The 13,956-nt window shown below is 71.6% G+C and carries 13 protein-coding genes; 8 read left to right on the top strand and 5 right to left on the bottom strand.

Annotated elements, in window-relative coordinates; translation table 11 throughout:
• Positions 1 to 27: 27 nt before the first annotated feature.
• The 5 genes from AB0O21_RS30815 to AB0O21_RS30795 form a co-directional block, all read right to left on the bottom strand.
• The gene (locus AB0O21_RS30815) at positions 28 to 1,086 is read right to left on the bottom strand and encodes a 2-oxoacid:ferredoxin oxidoreductase subunit beta (protein ID WP_365176254.1); all 1,059 of its coding nucleotides are present in this window, start codon (positions 1,084 to 1,086) and stop codon (positions 28 to 30) included.
• Position 1,087: 1 nt separating this feature from the next.
• Entirely contained in the window at positions 1,088 to 3,031 is a 1,944-nt protein-coding gene (locus tag AB0O21_RS30810) for a 2-oxoacid:acceptor oxidoreductase subunit alpha (RefSeq protein ID WP_365176169.1), read from the bottom strand.
• Between the two features lie 160 nt (positions 3,032 to 3,191).
• Complete coding sequence (locus tag AB0O21_RS30805; protein ID WP_365176252.1) at positions 3,192 to 3,851, bottom strand: response regulator transcription factor; 660 nt, start codon at positions 3,849 to 3,851, stop codon at positions 3,192 to 3,194.
• Between the two features lie 390 nt (positions 3,852 to 4,241).
• A complete protein-coding gene (locus AB0O21_RS30800; protein ID WP_365176167.1) occupies positions 4,242 to 5,549 on the bottom strand; it encodes a sensor domain-containing protein in 1,308 nt (435 codons plus the stop codon).
• A gap of 305 nt (positions 5,550 to 5,854) precedes the next feature.
• Complete coding sequence (locus AB0O21_RS30795; RefSeq protein ID WP_365176165.1) at positions 5,855 to 7,036, bottom strand: sensor domain-containing protein; 1,182 nt, start codon at positions 7,034 to 7,036, stop codon at positions 5,855 to 5,857.
• Positions 7,037 to 7,184: 148 nt separating this feature from the next.
• Here AB0O21_RS30795 and AB0O21_RS30790 point away from each other — a divergent pair, with 148 nt between their 5' ends.
• The 8 genes from AB0O21_RS30790 to AB0O21_RS30755 are packed head-to-tail and all read left to right on the top strand — an operon-like array spanning position 7,185 to position 13,927.
• Positions 7,185 to 7,592 carry an NADH-quinone oxidoreductase subunit A gene (locus AB0O21_RS30790; protein WP_365176163.1) on the top strand — a complete coding sequence of 136 codons (408 nt, stop codon included), beginning with the start codon at positions 7,185 to 7,187 and terminating at the stop codon, positions 7,590 to 7,592.
• Positions 7,583 to 8,185, top strand: a complete 603-nt coding sequence (locus tag AB0O21_RS30785) for an NADH-quinone oxidoreductase subunit B family protein (RefSeq protein ID WP_365176161.1) — start codon at positions 7,583 to 7,585, stop codon at positions 8,183 to 8,185. Before AB0O21_RS30790 ends, AB0O21_RS30785 begins: the two co-directional genes overlap by 10 nt.
• Positions 8,182 to 9,321 (top strand): NADH-quinone oxidoreductase subunit C, encoded by a 1,140-nt coding sequence (locus AB0O21_RS30780; protein ID WP_365176159.1) that lies wholly within the window; start codon positions 8,182 to 8,184, stop codon positions 9,319 to 9,321. The genes AB0O21_RS30785 and AB0O21_RS30780 overlap by 4 nt, the downstream gene beginning before the upstream one ends.
• Complete coding sequence (locus AB0O21_RS30775; protein ID WP_365176157.1) at positions 9,318 to 10,286, top strand: complex I subunit 1 family protein; 969 nt, start codon at positions 9,318 to 9,320, stop codon at positions 10,284 to 10,286. The genes AB0O21_RS30780 and AB0O21_RS30775 overlap by 4 nt, the downstream gene beginning before the upstream one ends.
• Positions 10,286 to 10,942, top strand: coding sequence for an NADH-quinone oxidoreductase subunit I (locus tag AB0O21_RS30770; RefSeq protein WP_365176155.1), 657 nt, complete (start codon positions 10,286 to 10,288; stop codon positions 10,940 to 10,942). Before AB0O21_RS30775 ends, AB0O21_RS30770 begins: the two co-directional genes overlap by 1 nt.
• Complete coding sequence (locus AB0O21_RS30765) at positions 10,942 to 11,532, top strand: NADH-quinone oxidoreductase subunit J (protein ID WP_365176153.1); 591 nt, start codon at positions 10,942 to 10,944, stop codon at positions 11,530 to 11,532. Before AB0O21_RS30770 ends, AB0O21_RS30765 begins: the two co-directional genes overlap by 1 nt.
• Complete coding sequence (gene nuoK / locus AB0O21_RS30760) at positions 11,532 to 11,906, top strand: NADH-quinone oxidoreductase subunit NuoK (protein WP_365176151.1); 375 nt, start codon at positions 11,532 to 11,534, stop codon at positions 11,904 to 11,906. The genes AB0O21_RS30765 and nuoK overlap by 1 nt, the downstream gene beginning before the upstream one ends.
• The gene (locus AB0O21_RS30755; RefSeq protein ID WP_365176149.1) at positions 11,903 to 13,927 is read left to right on the top strand and encodes an NADH-quinone oxidoreductase subunit L; all 2,025 of its coding nucleotides are present in this window, start codon (positions 11,903 to 11,905) and stop codon (positions 13,925 to 13,927) included. Before nuoK ends, AB0O21_RS30755 begins: the two co-directional genes overlap by 4 nt.
• The last annotated feature ends 29 nt before the right edge of the window (positions 13,928 to 13,956 follow it).

Below are 13,956 nucleotides of genomic sequence, written 5' to 3'. Positions count from 1 at the left end.
AAGGAGGCCCGGGCTTCGTGTGCTCAGTCACCCGACGACGGTCCAGGTGTCGTTGCCGCTCAGCAGGGCGCCGAGGTCGCCCTTGCCCTTCTGGTCGACGGCCGTGTCGAGCTGGTCGGCCATGAGCGTGTCGTAGACGGGCCGCTCGACGCTCCGGAAGACCCCGATCGGCGTCTGGTGCAGGGTGTCCGGATCGGCGAGGCGGGACAGTGCGAAGGCCGTGGTGGGGCCGGCGGCCTGCGCGTCGTGGACCAGGATCCGCGACTCGTTCTCCGGGGTGACCTCGACGACCTGCAGCTCGCCCGTGGCCTGGTCGCGGACGACCCCCTTGTGCCCGTCGACGCCGAAACGGATCGGCTGCCCGTGCTCCAGCCGGATCACCGCCTCCGCCGCCTGGTTGTTGTCCTTGAGGACCTCGAAGGCGCCGTCGTTGAAGATGTTGCAGTTCTGGTAGATCTCCACCAGCGCCGTGCCCTGGTGGTCGGCGGCCTGCCGCAGCACCTCGGTGAGGTGCTTGCGGTCCGAGTCCACCGTCCGCGCCACGAAGGAGGCCTCCGCGCCCAGTGCCAGGGAGACCGGATTGAAGGGCGCGTCCAGCGAACCCATCGGCGTGGACTTGGTGATCTTGCCGATCTCGGAGGTGGGGGAGTACTGGCCCTTGGTCAGCCCGTAGATCCGGTTGTTGAACAGCAGGATCTTGAGGTTGACGTTGCGCCGCAGGGCGTGGATGAGGTGGTTGCCGCCGATGGACAGCGCGTCGCCGTCACCCGTGACGACCCAGACGGACAGGTCGCGCCGCGAGGTGGCCAGGCCGGTGGCGATGGCGGGGGCGCGGCCGTGGATCGAGTGCATCCCGTACGTGTTCATGTAGTACGGGAAACGCGAGGAGCAGCCGATGCCGGAGACGAAGACGATGTTCTCCTTCGCCAGTCCCAGTTCGGGCATGAAGCCCTGGACGGCGGCGAGCACCGCGTAGTCGCCGCAGCCCGGGCACCAGCGGACCTCCTGGTCCGACTTGAAGTCCTTGGCGGACTGCTTGGCCTCGGCCTTCGGGACCAGCGAAAGCAGCTTCGGGGCGTCGGTCACCTCAGTCATTGATGGCCTCCTTGAGAACCTGCGCGAGCTGCTCGGCCTTGAACGGCATTCCGTTGACCTGGTTGTACGACTGGGCGTCGACCAGGTATTTCGCCCGGATCAGGGTGGCGAGCTGCCCGAGGTTCATCTCCGGCACCACTACCTTCTCGTAACGCTTCAGGACCTCGCCGAGATTCCTGGGGAAGGGGTTCAGGTGGCGCAGATGGGCCTGGGCGACGGGGAGGCCCGCGATCCGCGTGCGGCGGACGGCGGCGGTGATGGGGCCGTAGGTGGAGCCCCAGCCGAGGACCAGCGTGCGCGCGTGGTCGGGGTCGTCGACCTCCAGGTCGGGGACCTGGATGCCGTCGATCTTGGCCTGCCGGGTACGGACCATGAGGTCGTGGTTGGCGGGGTCGTACGAGATGTTGCCCGTGCCGTCCTGCTTCTCGATGCCGCCGATGCGGTGTTCGAGGCCGGGAGTGCCCGGGACGGCCCACGGCCGGGCCAGGGTCTCGGGGTCCCGCTTGTAGGGCCAGAACACCTCGGTGCCGTCGGCCAGCTCGTGGTTGGGGCCGGTCGCGAACCGGACCTTCAGGTCCGGCAGTTCCGTGACCTCGGGGATCTTCCACGGCTCGGAGCCGTTGGCGAGGTAGCCGTCGGAGAGCAGGAAGACCGGCGTCCGGTAGGTGAGGGCGATCCGGGCCGCGTCGAGAGCGGCGTCGAAGCAGTCCGCCGGGGTCTTCGGGGCGACGATCGGGACCGGGGCCTCGCCGTTGCGCCCGTACATGGCCTGGAGCAGGTCGGCCTGCTCGGTCTTGGTCGGCAGACCGGTGGAGGGCCCGCCGCGCTGGATGTCCACGATCAGCAGCGGCAGCTCCAGCGAGACCGCCAGGCCGATCGTCTCGGACTTCAGCGCCACGCCCGGACCGGAGGTGGTCGTCACGCCGAGGGCCCCGCCGAACGCGGCACCCAGCGCGGCACCGATGCCGGCGATCTCGTCCTCGGCCTGGAAGGTCCGCACGCCGAAGTTCTTGTGCTTGGACAGCTCGTGCAGGATGTCCGAGGCCGGGGTGATGGGGTACGAGCCCAGGTAGAGCGGCAGATCGGCCTGCTGGGCCGCCGCGATCAGGCCGTACGACAGGGCCAGGTTCCCGGAGATGTTGCGGTAGATACCGGTCGGGAAGGCCCGGGTGGCCGGCGCGACCTCGTAGGAGACCGCGAAGTCCTCGGTCGTCTCCCCGAAGTTCCAGCCGGCCCGGAAGGCGACGATGTTCGCCTCGGCGATCTCCGGCTTCTTCGCGAACTTCGACCGCAGGAAGGCCTCGGTGCCCTCGGTCGGCCGGTGGTACATCCACGACAGCAGGCCGAGCGCGAACATGTTCTTGCTGCGCTCCGCCTCCTTCCGCGACAGCCCGAAGTCCTTCAGCGCCTCCACGGTCAGCGTCGTCAGCGGGACCGGGTGGATGTTGTAGGCCGAGAGCGATCCGTCTTCCAGCGGGGAGGTCTCGTAGCCGACCTTCGCCATCGGGCGCTTGGTGAACTCGTCGGTGTTGATGATGATCTCCGCACCGCGCGGCACGTCGCCGATGTTCGCCTTGAGGGCGGCCGGGTTCATCGCGACGAGCACGTTCGGGGCGTCGCCGGGCGTGAGGATGTCGTGGTCCGCGAAGTGCAGCTGGAACGACGACACGCCGGGCAGGGTTCCGGCGGGCGCCCGGATCTCGGCGGGGAAGTTCGGCAGCGTGGAGAGGTCGTTCCCGAAGGACGCGGTCTCCGAGGTGAAGCGGTCACCGGTGAGCTGCATACCGTCACCGGAGTCACCCGCGAAGCGGATGATCACACGATCGAGACGGCGTACTTCCTTGCCGCCCGGGCTCGGCGGGGTGCGCTGTCCACCGACAACCGCACCCCCAGCCCCGTCGGCCTGCTCGGCTGGGCTGCTGACCTGGCTGGTCACTGAACTGGACCTCCTTCGAGGCGTGGGCTCCCCCACAAACCCACCCTACGTCGGCGGGGAGGGCTTCCAAGGGAGCGATCACATTCTGGACCGTCGGGCCGCCCCTTGAGACGGCCGGCCGGTATGCCGTAACTGCCGTATCTGACAGAGTGTCAGTCGATCAAGATTTGAGGTAGGTGAGGACGGCCAGTACGCGCCGGTGATCCCCGTCACTCGGCGACAGGCCGAGCTTCATGAAGATGTTGCTGACGTGCTTCTCGACCGCTCCGTCGCTCACGACCAGCTGCTTCGCCACGGCCGAATTCGTCCGCCCCTCGGCCATCAGCCCGAGCACCTCGCGCTCCCGCGGGGTCAGCCCCGCCAGCACGTCCTGCTTCCGGCTGCGGCCCAGCAGCTGCGCGACGACCTCCGGGTCCAGGGCGGTACCGCCCCGGGCCACCCGAACCACCGCGTCGAGGAACTCCCGCACATCGGCCACCCGGTCCTTGAGTAGATAGCCCACCCCGGTGGTGGAACCGGCCAGCAGTTCGGTGGCGTACTGCTCCTCCACGTACTGCGACAGGACGAGCACCCCTATCCCGGGGTGGTCGCGGCGCAGGCGTACGGCCGCCCGTACGCCCTCGTCGGTGTGCGTCGGCGGCATCCGCACATCCGCCACCACCACATCGGGCAGCGCGTCCTCCGCGGCCAGCTCCGCCACCGTCTTGATCAGGGCTTCCGCGTCCCCGACGCCGGCCACGACGTCATGCCCCCGGTCGGTCAGCAGCCGGGTCAGGCCCTCGCGCAGCAGCACTGAGTCCTCGGCGATGACCACCCGCACCCTGTCTTCCACGATTCAGCTGCTCCCGCGTCCACTCGTTCCCGCAAACTCCCTGACCCGGCCAAGCATCCCAGTCCCGGGCCCGGATCAAGGCAGAGAAAGCGGACAACGCGTGGACCCCGGCGCCGAGTTTCAGCCAAGACCCCCTCCCGGCTCGCCGGGCCGGCCTCCGCCTTCAGGGTCCCGCCGGGCCAATTCCAGCCTCGCCGGCATCGCAGCCCGCCGGGGGCATATCCAGCCTCGCCGGCGTTTGAGGCGCGGGGTCTGGGGCGGAGCCCCAGAAGCCCGGGCGCAGCCCGGGGCCGCTCGCGCAACGGCGCCGCACCCGCATACGCGAACGGGACTCCCGTCCACCCGGACGGGAGTCCCGAAGCAAAACCCGCAGCCGACCTAGCCGCGCCCGCGCCACGGCAGCTCCGCCGTCACCACCGTCCCCTCCCCCTCGGGGGAGTCCACCACCAGCACCCCGTCCACCGCCCCCAACCGCTCCGCGAGCCCCGCCAGCCCACTCGCACCGCCGGAGGCACCGGCTCCGCCCCGCCCGTCGTCGCAGACCTGGATCAGCAGCCGCTCCCCGGACTTCCACACGTCCACGCTCGCGCCCCGCGCACCCGCCCCCGCGTGCTTGCTCACGTTCTGCAGCAGCTCCGACACCGTGAAGTACGCGATCCCCTCGATCGCTGCCGCCGGCCGCTGGTCCGCCGGCAGCTCCACCGCCACCCGTACCGGTACGGAACACCGCGACGCCACCGCGGACAGCGCCGCGTCCAGCCCCCGGTCCGTCAGCACCGCCGGGTGGATCCCGCGGGCCAGGTCCCGCAGCTCCTGGAGGGCGATCTTCACCTCCCCGTGCGCCTCGTCCACCATCCGCGCGGCTGCCTGCGGGTCCTCCGCGAGCTTTTCCTTCGCCAGCCCCAGGTCCATGGACAGCGCGACCAGCCGCGCCTGCGCCCCGTCGTGCAGGTCCCGCTCGATGCGCCGCAGGTCCGCCGCGGCGGTGTCCACCACCACCCCCCGGTCGGCTTCCAGCTCGGTCACGCGGTGGTCCAGGCGGGACGGCCCGAGCAGCCCCGCCACCAGGACCCGGTCCACGGTGGTCAGGGCCCGGATCACCCACGGCGTGGCGAGGGTGACGGCGAGGCCGAGGAGCGAGGCGAGGGCGATCTCCCAGGGGGCGTCGACCGGCGTGGAGAAGACGATCAGGCCGGCCTCGTCGGTGAAGGCCGGGAAGACCCAGAACCAGAGCGGGTACAGCAGCAGGGCCCACCCGTACGCCCAGAACGTCAGTGCCGCGCAGAAACCGAACACCGCCCACGGGAAGTGGATCACGGAGTACAGCACGTGCCGCCAGGCGCTCCCGCTCTTGAGCAGTGCCCCCATGGCGGCGATCGGCCCGCTCTTCCGGGCCCGGACGGGGGCGGGCTCGGCGATGTCCACGCCCAGCAGGTGCCGTACCCGGGCCCGCTCCAGGTGCCCGAAGCCGCGGCACATGGCGAGCAGGCCCGCCAGGACCGGCACGCCGAGGAAGGTGATGAGCAGCCCCGCGCCGAGGCTCACCCCGGTGATGGCGAGGGAGAAGTACAGGACGCTCAGCGGCAGCCCGATCAGCAGGTACCCGAACTCCCGCCAGGTCCGCCCCGCCACGGGAGCCCGCAACACCGCCCGTACCCCTTCACCCGTGCCCGTGCCGTTACCCATGACCCCGACCCGCCCTTCCCTCTGCCAGTACCCCTCCACCCTGCCGGTCGCCCCCAGCCCCCAACCATCCAGCGAGTCGGCCTCTCGAAAGGGGGGTTAACCCCACCCCGCCGGGGCGTATCCAGCCTCGCCGGCGCTTGAGGCGCGGGGTCTGGGGCGGAGCCCCAGGAGCCCGGGCGCAGCCCGGGGACGCTTGCGCAACGGCGCCGCACCGGCCGCCCCCGCGCGACGGCGCCGCACCCGTAAACGCGAACGGGACCCCCGTCCACCCGGACGGGAGTCCCGAAGCAAAACCCGCAGCCGACCTAGCCGCGCCCGCGCCACGGCAGCTCCGCCGTCACCACCGTCCCCTCCCCGGCAGGGGAATCCACCACCAGCACCCCGTCCACCGCCCCCAACCGCTCCGCGAGCCCCGCCAGCCCGCTCCCCCCGGAGGCACTGGCTCCGCCCCGCCCGTCGTCCGCGACCCGGATCAGCAGCCGCGCCCCCGCCCGCCTCACCTCCACACTCGCGCCCCGCGCAGCGGGCCCGGCGTGCTTGCTCACGTTCTGCAGCAGCTCCGACACCACGAAGTACGCGATCCCCTCTATCGCCTCCGCCGGCCGCTCCTCCGCCGGCAGCTCCACCGCCACCTTCACCGGCACCACGCACCGCGAGGCCACCGCGGACAGCGCCGCGTCCAGCCCCCGGTCCGTCAGCACCGCCGGGTGGATCCCGCGCGCGAGGTCCCGCAGCTCCTGCAGCGCCAGCTTCACCTCCCCGTGGGCCTCGTCGACCATCGCCGCCGCGCCCTCCGGGTCCTCCAGCAGCTTCTCCTTCGCCAGGCCCAGCCCCATCGCCAGCGCGACCAGCCGCGCCTGCGCCCCGTCGTGCAGGTCCCGCTCGATGCGCCGCAGGTCCGCCGCGGCGGTGTCCACCACCACCCCCCGGTCCGACTCCAGCTCCGCGATCCGCCGTTCCAGCTCGTCGACGGGCGACAGCAGCCCCCGCACCATCGCGCGGTCCACGTTCGCCATCCACCGCACCAGCCACGGCAGCACCGGCCACAGCACGAACAGCCCGGTCAGCGCTACCGTGAAGGTGAGCACCCCCCAGGGCAGCCGGATCAGCTGGTACAGCACCGTCCGCCAGCCGACCGGGTCCTTGATGCTCGTCCACAGCCAGGGGAAGAATCCGCCGGACCGCTTCGGCCCGGGGATCGGGGTCGGCTCGTCCACCCGTACGCCCAGCAGCGCGCGGGCGCGAGCGCGGTCCAGCCGTCCCAATTGCCGAGACAAGAAGAGGCCGCCCGCGAGCAGCGGAATCCCGATCGCCGTCACGGAAAGCCCCCCCGTCCCGGCGACCATGACAACCGTGTAAACGAATCCGACGATCGCCACCGGCAAATTGCTCACCAGATGGGCGATCTCCTTCCAGGTCACGGCGCTGAAGACGGCCCGTACCGGGGGAGGCTGATCGCTGTCGGGGGTGTCATGGCTCGTGGTCATGGGCCACAGCCTGCCAAGCGGGCCCCACTGATGCCATGGGGTGGCCGGGGTGCTGTGAACGGGGGATAACCCCACCCTGTGTGAGGCAGGCCCTAGACTCCCGTCCGTAACAGATCGTCGACAGTGGCCGAGGAGCGAGGAACGGAACGTGCCTGAACAGACGGTATCGACCGTAACCGTGCTCGCGGCGGACTACTTCCGAAGCTATTCGGTCGTGGGTCTCATGGCCGCGCTCGGTGTGCTGTTCGTGGCCGTGGCCTTCGGCGCCGGCCGCCTGCTGCGCCCCGTGGTCCCGACCCACGAGAAGCTGCTGACGTACGAATGCGGTGTGGACCCCGTGGGCGAGGGCTGGGCGCACACCCAGGTCCGCTACTACGTCTACGCGTTCCTCTACGTCATCTTCGCCGTCGACTCGATCTTCCTGTTCCCGTGGGCGACGGTGTTCGCCGCCGCCGGTTACGGCGCCACGACCCTGGTCGAGATGTTCATCTTCCTGGGCTTCCTGGCCGTCGGCCTGCTCTATGCGTACAAGAAGGGCGTCCTCGAATGGACGTGACACCGGCCGTGACGCCGACCGAGGCGGTGCTGCTCCCGGAGCCGAAGCGCCTCGGAGTTCTCTCCCGCCTCGCCCCGGAACCGATGAAGGTGGTCCTGAACTGGGGCCGCCGCTACAGCCTCTGGGTCTTCAACTTCGGCCTGGCATGCTGCGCGATCGAGTTCATCGCCGCCTCCATGGCCCGGCACGACTTCATCCGGCTCGGCGTGATCCCCTTCGCGCCGGGGCCCCGCCAGGCCGACCTCATGATCGTCTCGGGCACGGTGACGGACAAGATGGCCCCGGCCGTGAAGCGGCTGTACGAGCAGATGCCGGAGCCGAAGTACGTCATCTCCTTCGGCGCCTGCTCCAACTGCGGCGGACCGTACTGGGACTCGTACTCGGTCACGAAGGGCGTCGACCAGATCATCCCGGTCGACGTCTACGTGCCCGGCTGCCCGCCGCGCCCGGAGGCGCTGCTGCAGGGCATCCTCAAGCTCCAGGAGAAGATCGCCCGCGAGTCGCTGGCCGAGCGCTACGCCGACGGCCCGTCCGTCGCCCAGCTCACCAGCGGTCTCGTCACGCCGCCGCCCACCCCGGGGGCCGGCGCATGAACCTCTACGACTCCCTGCCCGACGCGGCACCGACGGTCTTCGGCGAGGAGGCCGTGGCCTCGTACGAGTACGACCTCCTCACGGTCGACGTGCCCGTCGGCTCCTGGATCTCCTCCCTGGAGATCGCCCGGGACAAGCTGGGCTGCACCTACTTCGACTGGCTGAGCGCGGTCGACGAGCCGGGCACCGGCTTCCGTATCTGCGCGCACGTCGTCTCCCTCGAGAACCGGCGCGTACGCCGGCTGCTCCTGCGCACGACGGTCCCGCACACCTCGCCGTCCCTGCCCTCCGCCGTCGCCGTGTACGCGGGTGCGGAATGGCACGAGCGCGAGACCTTCGAGATGTTCGGGGTCACCTTCACCGACCACCCGCACCTCGTCCACCTCCTCCTCCCGGAGGAGTTCGAGGGGCACCCGCTGCGCAAGGACTTCGTCCTCGCCGCGCGCGTCGCCAAGGCCTGGCCCGGCGCCAAGGAGCCGGGCGAGGCGCACGACCCGGACGCGCCGAAGCGCCGCCAGATGCTCCCGCCGGGCGTCCCGGACCCCAACGACTGGGGCCCGCTGAAGGGCCAGCTCCCCCCGGCCCCCGCCCGCCCGGCCCGCACCCCCCGCGCAGCCGGCGCGGCCGCCCGCACCCCCCGCGAGGGTGCCCCGGCCCGCCGCACCCGCTCGGTCGCCGACGGCTCGGCCACCCAGGCCACGGAAACCCCGGCGGCAGCCGCGTCCGCGGCGACCCCGGACGCCCCGCGCCCGGCCCGCCGCACCCGCTCCGTGGCCGACGGCTCAGCCAGCCAGGCCACCCCGCCGGCCACCCCCGACACCTCGGACGCCACCGCGCCGGAGGCAGCGCCCCCGGCCCGGCCGGCCCGCCGCACCCGCACGGCGAGCGACGGCTCGGCCAGCCAGGCAGCCACCCCGCCGGAGGCGACCCCCGACGCCCCGGACGCCGCCACCCCGCCGGCGGCGACCCGCCGCCCGGCCCCACGCAGCGCGGACGCGCCCTGGCACGACCCGAAGCCCGCCTTCGAGGAGCCCCCGACCCCGGCCACCCCGCCGGAGGCACCGGCGCCGCCGGCCGACCAGGCCAAGCCCAAGACCGAGACCGACCCCACCCCCGACAACGGAGGCGACGCGTGAACGACGTCCTCGACGTCGCCCTGCGGCTGATCGTCGTCTTCGCCGTCTTCCTCGTGCTCCCGCTCGTAGTAGGGCAGACCGAGCACAAGGTGATGGCCCACATGCAGGGCCGACTCGGCCCCATGTACGCCGGCGGCTTCCACGGCTGGGCCCAGCTCGTGGCCGACGGCGTGAAGTTCGCGCAGAAGGAAGACATCGTCCCGGCCAACGCCGACCGGCGGATCTTCCAGCTCGCGCCCGCCGTGGCCCTGCTGCCGTACCTCCTCGTGCTCCTCGCCATCCCGATCGGCCCCGGCGAAGGCGCCGTCGGGCAGGTCATCGACGCGGGCCTGTTCTTCGTGCTCGCCGTCATGGGCGTCGGAGTCCTCGGCTCCCTCATGGCCGGCTGGGCCTCCGCGAACAAGTTCTCCCTGCTCGGCGGCCTCCGCACCGCGGCCCAGCTGCTCGCCTACGAGCTCCCGATGCTGCTCGCCGCCGCCTCGGTGGCCATGGCGGCCGGGACGGTCTCCCTCCCCGGCATCGTCGAGAGCTTCCAGTGGTGGTGGCTGCCCTGGCAGATCGTCGGCGCGCTCGTCTTCTTCACCGCCGGCCTCGCCGAACTCCAGCGGCCCCCCTTCGACATGCCCATCGCCGACTCCGAGATCATCTTCGGCGCGTACACCGAGTACACCGGACTGCGCTTCGCGCTGTTCCTGCTCGCCGAGTACGCCGGCATCGTCGTCCTCTGCTTCCTCACCACCGTCCTCTTCCTCGGCGGCTGGCAGGGCCCCTTCGGCGCCGACGGCCTCGGCTGGGTCTGGACCCTGCTCAAGACCGGCATCCTCGCCTTCGTCGTGATCTGGCTCCGCGTGAGCTACCCGCGCCTGCGCGAGGACCAGCTCCAGAAGCTCGCCTGGACCGTACTCATCCCGCTCGCGCTCGCCCAGATCGCGCTCACCGGCATCGTGAAGGTGGCGATCCAGTAATGCCCATCCCCGGATCCGGCCTCGCCAAGGGCCTGGCCGTCACGCTGCGCACGATGACGAAGCGCTCGCACACCGCCCAGTACCCCGACGTCCAGCCGCAGCTCCCGCCCCGCTCCCGCGGGGTCATCGGCCTGTTCGAGGAGAACTGCACGGTCTGCATGCTCTGCGCCCGTGAGTGCCCCGACTGGTGCATCTACATCGACTCCCACAAGGAGACGGTCCCGGCCGCCACCCCCGGCGGCCGTGAGCGCAGCCGCAACGTCCTCGACCGCTTCGCCATCGACTTCTCCCTCTGCATGTACTGCGGCATCTGCATCGAGGTGTGCCCCTTCGACGCCCTCTTCTGGTCGCCGGAGTTCGAGTACGCGGAGACCGACATCCACGAGCTGACCCACGAGCGCGACAAGCTCCGCGAGTGGATGTGGACCGTCCCGGCCCCGCCCGCCCTGGACCCCGCCGCCGAGGAGCCCAAGGAGATCGCGGCCGCCCGCAAGGCAGCGGAAAAGGCCGAAGCCGCCGCAGCCGAAGCCGCCGCAGCCGAGGCCACCCCCGACGCCCCGGCCACCCCCGGCACCCCGGCCTCCGGCACGGAAACCGGCACCCCCGACGCCCCCGGCACGGGAACCGGCACCGACCCGGCGGGAGGCACCGCCTGATGTACGCCGCCCACCTCGCCGCCGCCCAAAGCCACGGCTTCCTCTCGCCGACCGGCGTCGAGATCGCCTTCGTCCTCGTCGGCCTCGCCACCCTCGGCGCGGCCCTCGTCACGGTCACCACCCGCCAGCTCGTGCACGCCGCCCTCTGGCTGGTCGTCGCGCTCGGCGGCATCGCCGTCGAGTACCTGCTGCTGACCGCGGAGTTCATCGCCTGGGTCCAGGTGCTGATCTACCTCGGTTCCGTGGTCGTCCTCCTCCTCTTCGGGCTGATGCTCACCAAGGCGCCCATCGGCCGCTCCCCGGACGCCGACTCCGGCAACCGGTGGATCGCGCTCGCGGTCGCGGTCGTCGCCGCCGTCGCCCTCGTATGGGTCGTCGTCGACGCCTTCCGCACGACCTGGATCGACCTCGACGGCCCGGTCCAGGGCTCGACGAAGGTCTCCGGCGAGATCCTCTTCCAGCACTGGGTGCTGCCCTTCGAGGCCCTCTCCGTGCTCCTCCTCGCGGCCCTGATCGGCGCCATCGTGCTGTCCCGCAAGGACAACCCCGCCGAAGACGGCGCCCCCGGCGCGAAGAAGGGCCAGCGCTGATGCACCTCGCCTACCCCGCCGTGCTCGCGGCACTGATCTTCTGCACGGGCCTGTACGGAGTGCTCGCCCGCCGCAACGCCATCCTGGTCCTGATGTCCGTCGAGCTGATGCTCAACGCCGTCAACCTGAACCTGGTGGCCTTCGACGTCTGGCTGCGCGACACCCTGCACGCCGGCCAGGCCCTCACCCTCTTCACCATCGCGATCGCCGCCGCCGAGATCGGCATCGGCCTCTCGATCGTGCTGATGGTGTACCGCAACCGGGGCACCTCCGACGTCGACCGGCTGCGCGACACCGTCGAGGGCAACGAGCCCGCCCCGCACACCCCGAACACCCCGAGCACTCAGAACACCCAGAGCGAGGTCACCGCGTGAGCACGACGACCCTCGCCGTACTCGTCCCCCTCCTGCCCTTCCTCGGCGCGGTCGCGGGACTCCTCCTCGGCCGCACCGCCCCCGGCTTCGTCCGGCCGCTCGCGATCCTGCCGACGCTCGCCGCCGCCGTACTGGCGGTGCTCGTCGCCGTCCGCCAGGGCGGCGGGAAGGCGATCGACACCTCGACCGAGTGGACCCCGACCGGCTCGGTGCCGATCGAGCTCTCGCTCTACCTGGACGGCTTCGCCGTTCTGGTCGCCGTCCTCGTCGGGATCGTCGCGACCTGCGTACAGCTCTACTCGACGGCCTACCTCCGCGAGGACCCGCGCTACCCCTCGTACGCCGCTCTGGTCTCACTGTTCACCTCCGCCATGCTGCTCGTCGTCTACTCCGGCGACCTGATGCTGCTGCTGGTCGGCTGGGAGATCATGGGTATCTGCTCGTACTTCCTGGTCGGGCACTACTGGGAGACCGAGGCGGCCCGTTCCGCCTCGCTGAAGGCCTTCCTCGTCACCAAGCTCGGCGACGTCCCCTTCCTCATCGGTCTGTTCGCGCTCGCCGTCGATGCCGGCTCCTTCCAGATCACGAAGATCCTGGGCACCGTCGCCGCCGGCGGACTCGACCAGCCGACGCTGATCGCGCTGCTCCTGCTCGCCGGAGTCGCCGGCAAGTCCGCGCAGTTCCCGCTGCACACCTGGCTCCCGGACGCCATGGCCGGCCCCACCCCGGTCTCCGCGCTGATCCACGCTGCGACGATGGTCGCCGCCGGTGTCTACTTCATCGCCCGTCTCCTCCCCGTCTTCGCGGCCTCCCGCGCCGCACTGGTGGTCATGGCCGTCATGGCGGCCGTCACGATGGCCGGCTCCGCCCTCGCCGCCCTCGCCCAGGACGACATCAAGCGGGTCCTCGCCTACTCCACGGTCGGCCAGCTCGGCTACATGATCGGCGCCCTGGCCGTCGGCGACCGCGGCGCCGCCGTCTTCCACCTCCTGTCCCACGGCTTCTTCAAGGCGCTCCTCTTCCTCGGCGCGGGCGTGATCATCCACGCCGCCGGTACGAACTCCCTGGCCGCCATGTCCCGTATGGACGGCCTGACCAAGCGCATCCCGGACGCCTTCTGGACGATGTCGATCGGCCTCCTCGCGCTCGCCGCGATCCCGCCCTTCGCCGGCTTCTTCTCCAAGGAAGCCGTCCTCGTCGCCGCCGAGCACACCGCCACCGGCCACTCGGACTTCGCGCCCAGCGCCGCCGGCTGGCTGGTCCTGGTCGCCGGCGTGCTGACCGCCCTGCTCACCGCCGCCTACGCCACCCGGCTGTGGCTGATGGCCTTCCGCGGCCGGGGCGCCGCCGCCCCCGACCACGGCAAGGAGCCCGTCGCCATGACCGGCGTGCTGTGGCTGCTCGCGATCCCGACCATCGGCTTCGGCCTCGCCGCGGGCACCCTCGCCGACTGGTTCGACGGCAAGGAGCTCACCCCGACCTTGGCCACCTCGGTCCTCGGCACGGGCGCGGCGGTCATCGGCGCGATGCTCACCTACGCCCTCTGGCAGCGCGCCACGGTCAAGGCCGCCGCGGTCGCTGCCAAGGCCACGGCCGCCAACGGCCTCGCCGCGCGCGCCGCCGTCGCAGCCACCGTCGCCGAGTCCGAGGCCGAGACCCCCGAGGTCGCCGAAGTGACCCACGACCACCCCGCCGCCCCGGCCGGCCCCGCCCCCGACCCCGGTAAGGCGCTCCTCGGGCCCCTGTACCGGCACGCCGCCAACGGCTTCCACCTCGACGCCGTCTACGACCGGATCTTCGTCCGCCCCGTCCGGGCGTCCGCGAGCCTCGTCCGCTTCCTCGACCGCGAGGTCGTGGACACGTACGTCCGCGGCGCGGGCACCGGCCCCCGGCTGCTCGGCAGCCTCGTCCGCCGTGCCCAGACCGGCAACGTGCAGAGCTACCTGAGCGCCCTGCTCGCCGGCGCCGTGGTCCTGGCGATCGCCACCGCCGTCCTCGCCAACGTCAACGCCGGATCGTGAGCCGAGAGTCAGCCGTGATCGATATCAGC

Source organism: Streptomyces sp. NPDC091371, from assembly GCF_040684275.1.
Classification (GTDB): domain Bacteria; phylum Actinomycetota; class Actinomycetes; order Streptomycetales; family Streptomycetaceae; genus Streptomyces.
The sequence above is the reverse complement of the archived record's forward strand: the minus strand, read 5'-3'. Positions and strand labels throughout refer to the sequence as shown.

What these genes read in the sequence shown, in the direction of transcription:
- AB0O21_RS30800 (WP_365176167.1), bottom strand. Translation starts at nt 5,549, where the DNA reads ATGGGTAACGGCACGGGCACGGGTGAAGGGGTACGGGCGGTGTTGCGG.
- AB0O21_RS30795 (WP_365176165.1), bottom strand. Translation starts at nt 7,036, where the DNA reads ATGACCACGAGCCATGACACCCCCGACAGCGATCAGCCTCCCCCGGTA.
- AB0O21_RS30785 (WP_365176161.1), top strand. Translation starts at nt 7,583, where the DNA reads ATGGACGTGACACCGGCCGTGACGCCGACCGAGGCGGTGCTGCTCCCG.
- AB0O21_RS30780 (WP_365176159.1), top strand. Translation starts at nt 8,182, where the DNA reads ATGAACCTCTACGACTCCCTGCCCGACGCGGCACCGACGGTCTTCGGC.
- AB0O21_RS30770 (WP_365176155.1), top strand. Translation starts at nt 10,286, where the DNA reads ATGCCCATCCCCGGATCCGGCCTCGCCAAGGGCCTGGCCGTCACGCTG.
- AB0O21_RS30765 (WP_365176153.1), top strand. Translation starts at nt 10,942, where the DNA reads ATGTACGCCGCCCACCTCGCCGCCGCCCAAAGCCACGGCTTCCTCTCG.
- nuoK (WP_365176151.1), top strand. Translation starts at nt 11,532, where the DNA reads ATGCACCTCGCCTACCCCGCCGTGCTCGCGGCACTGATCTTCTGCACG.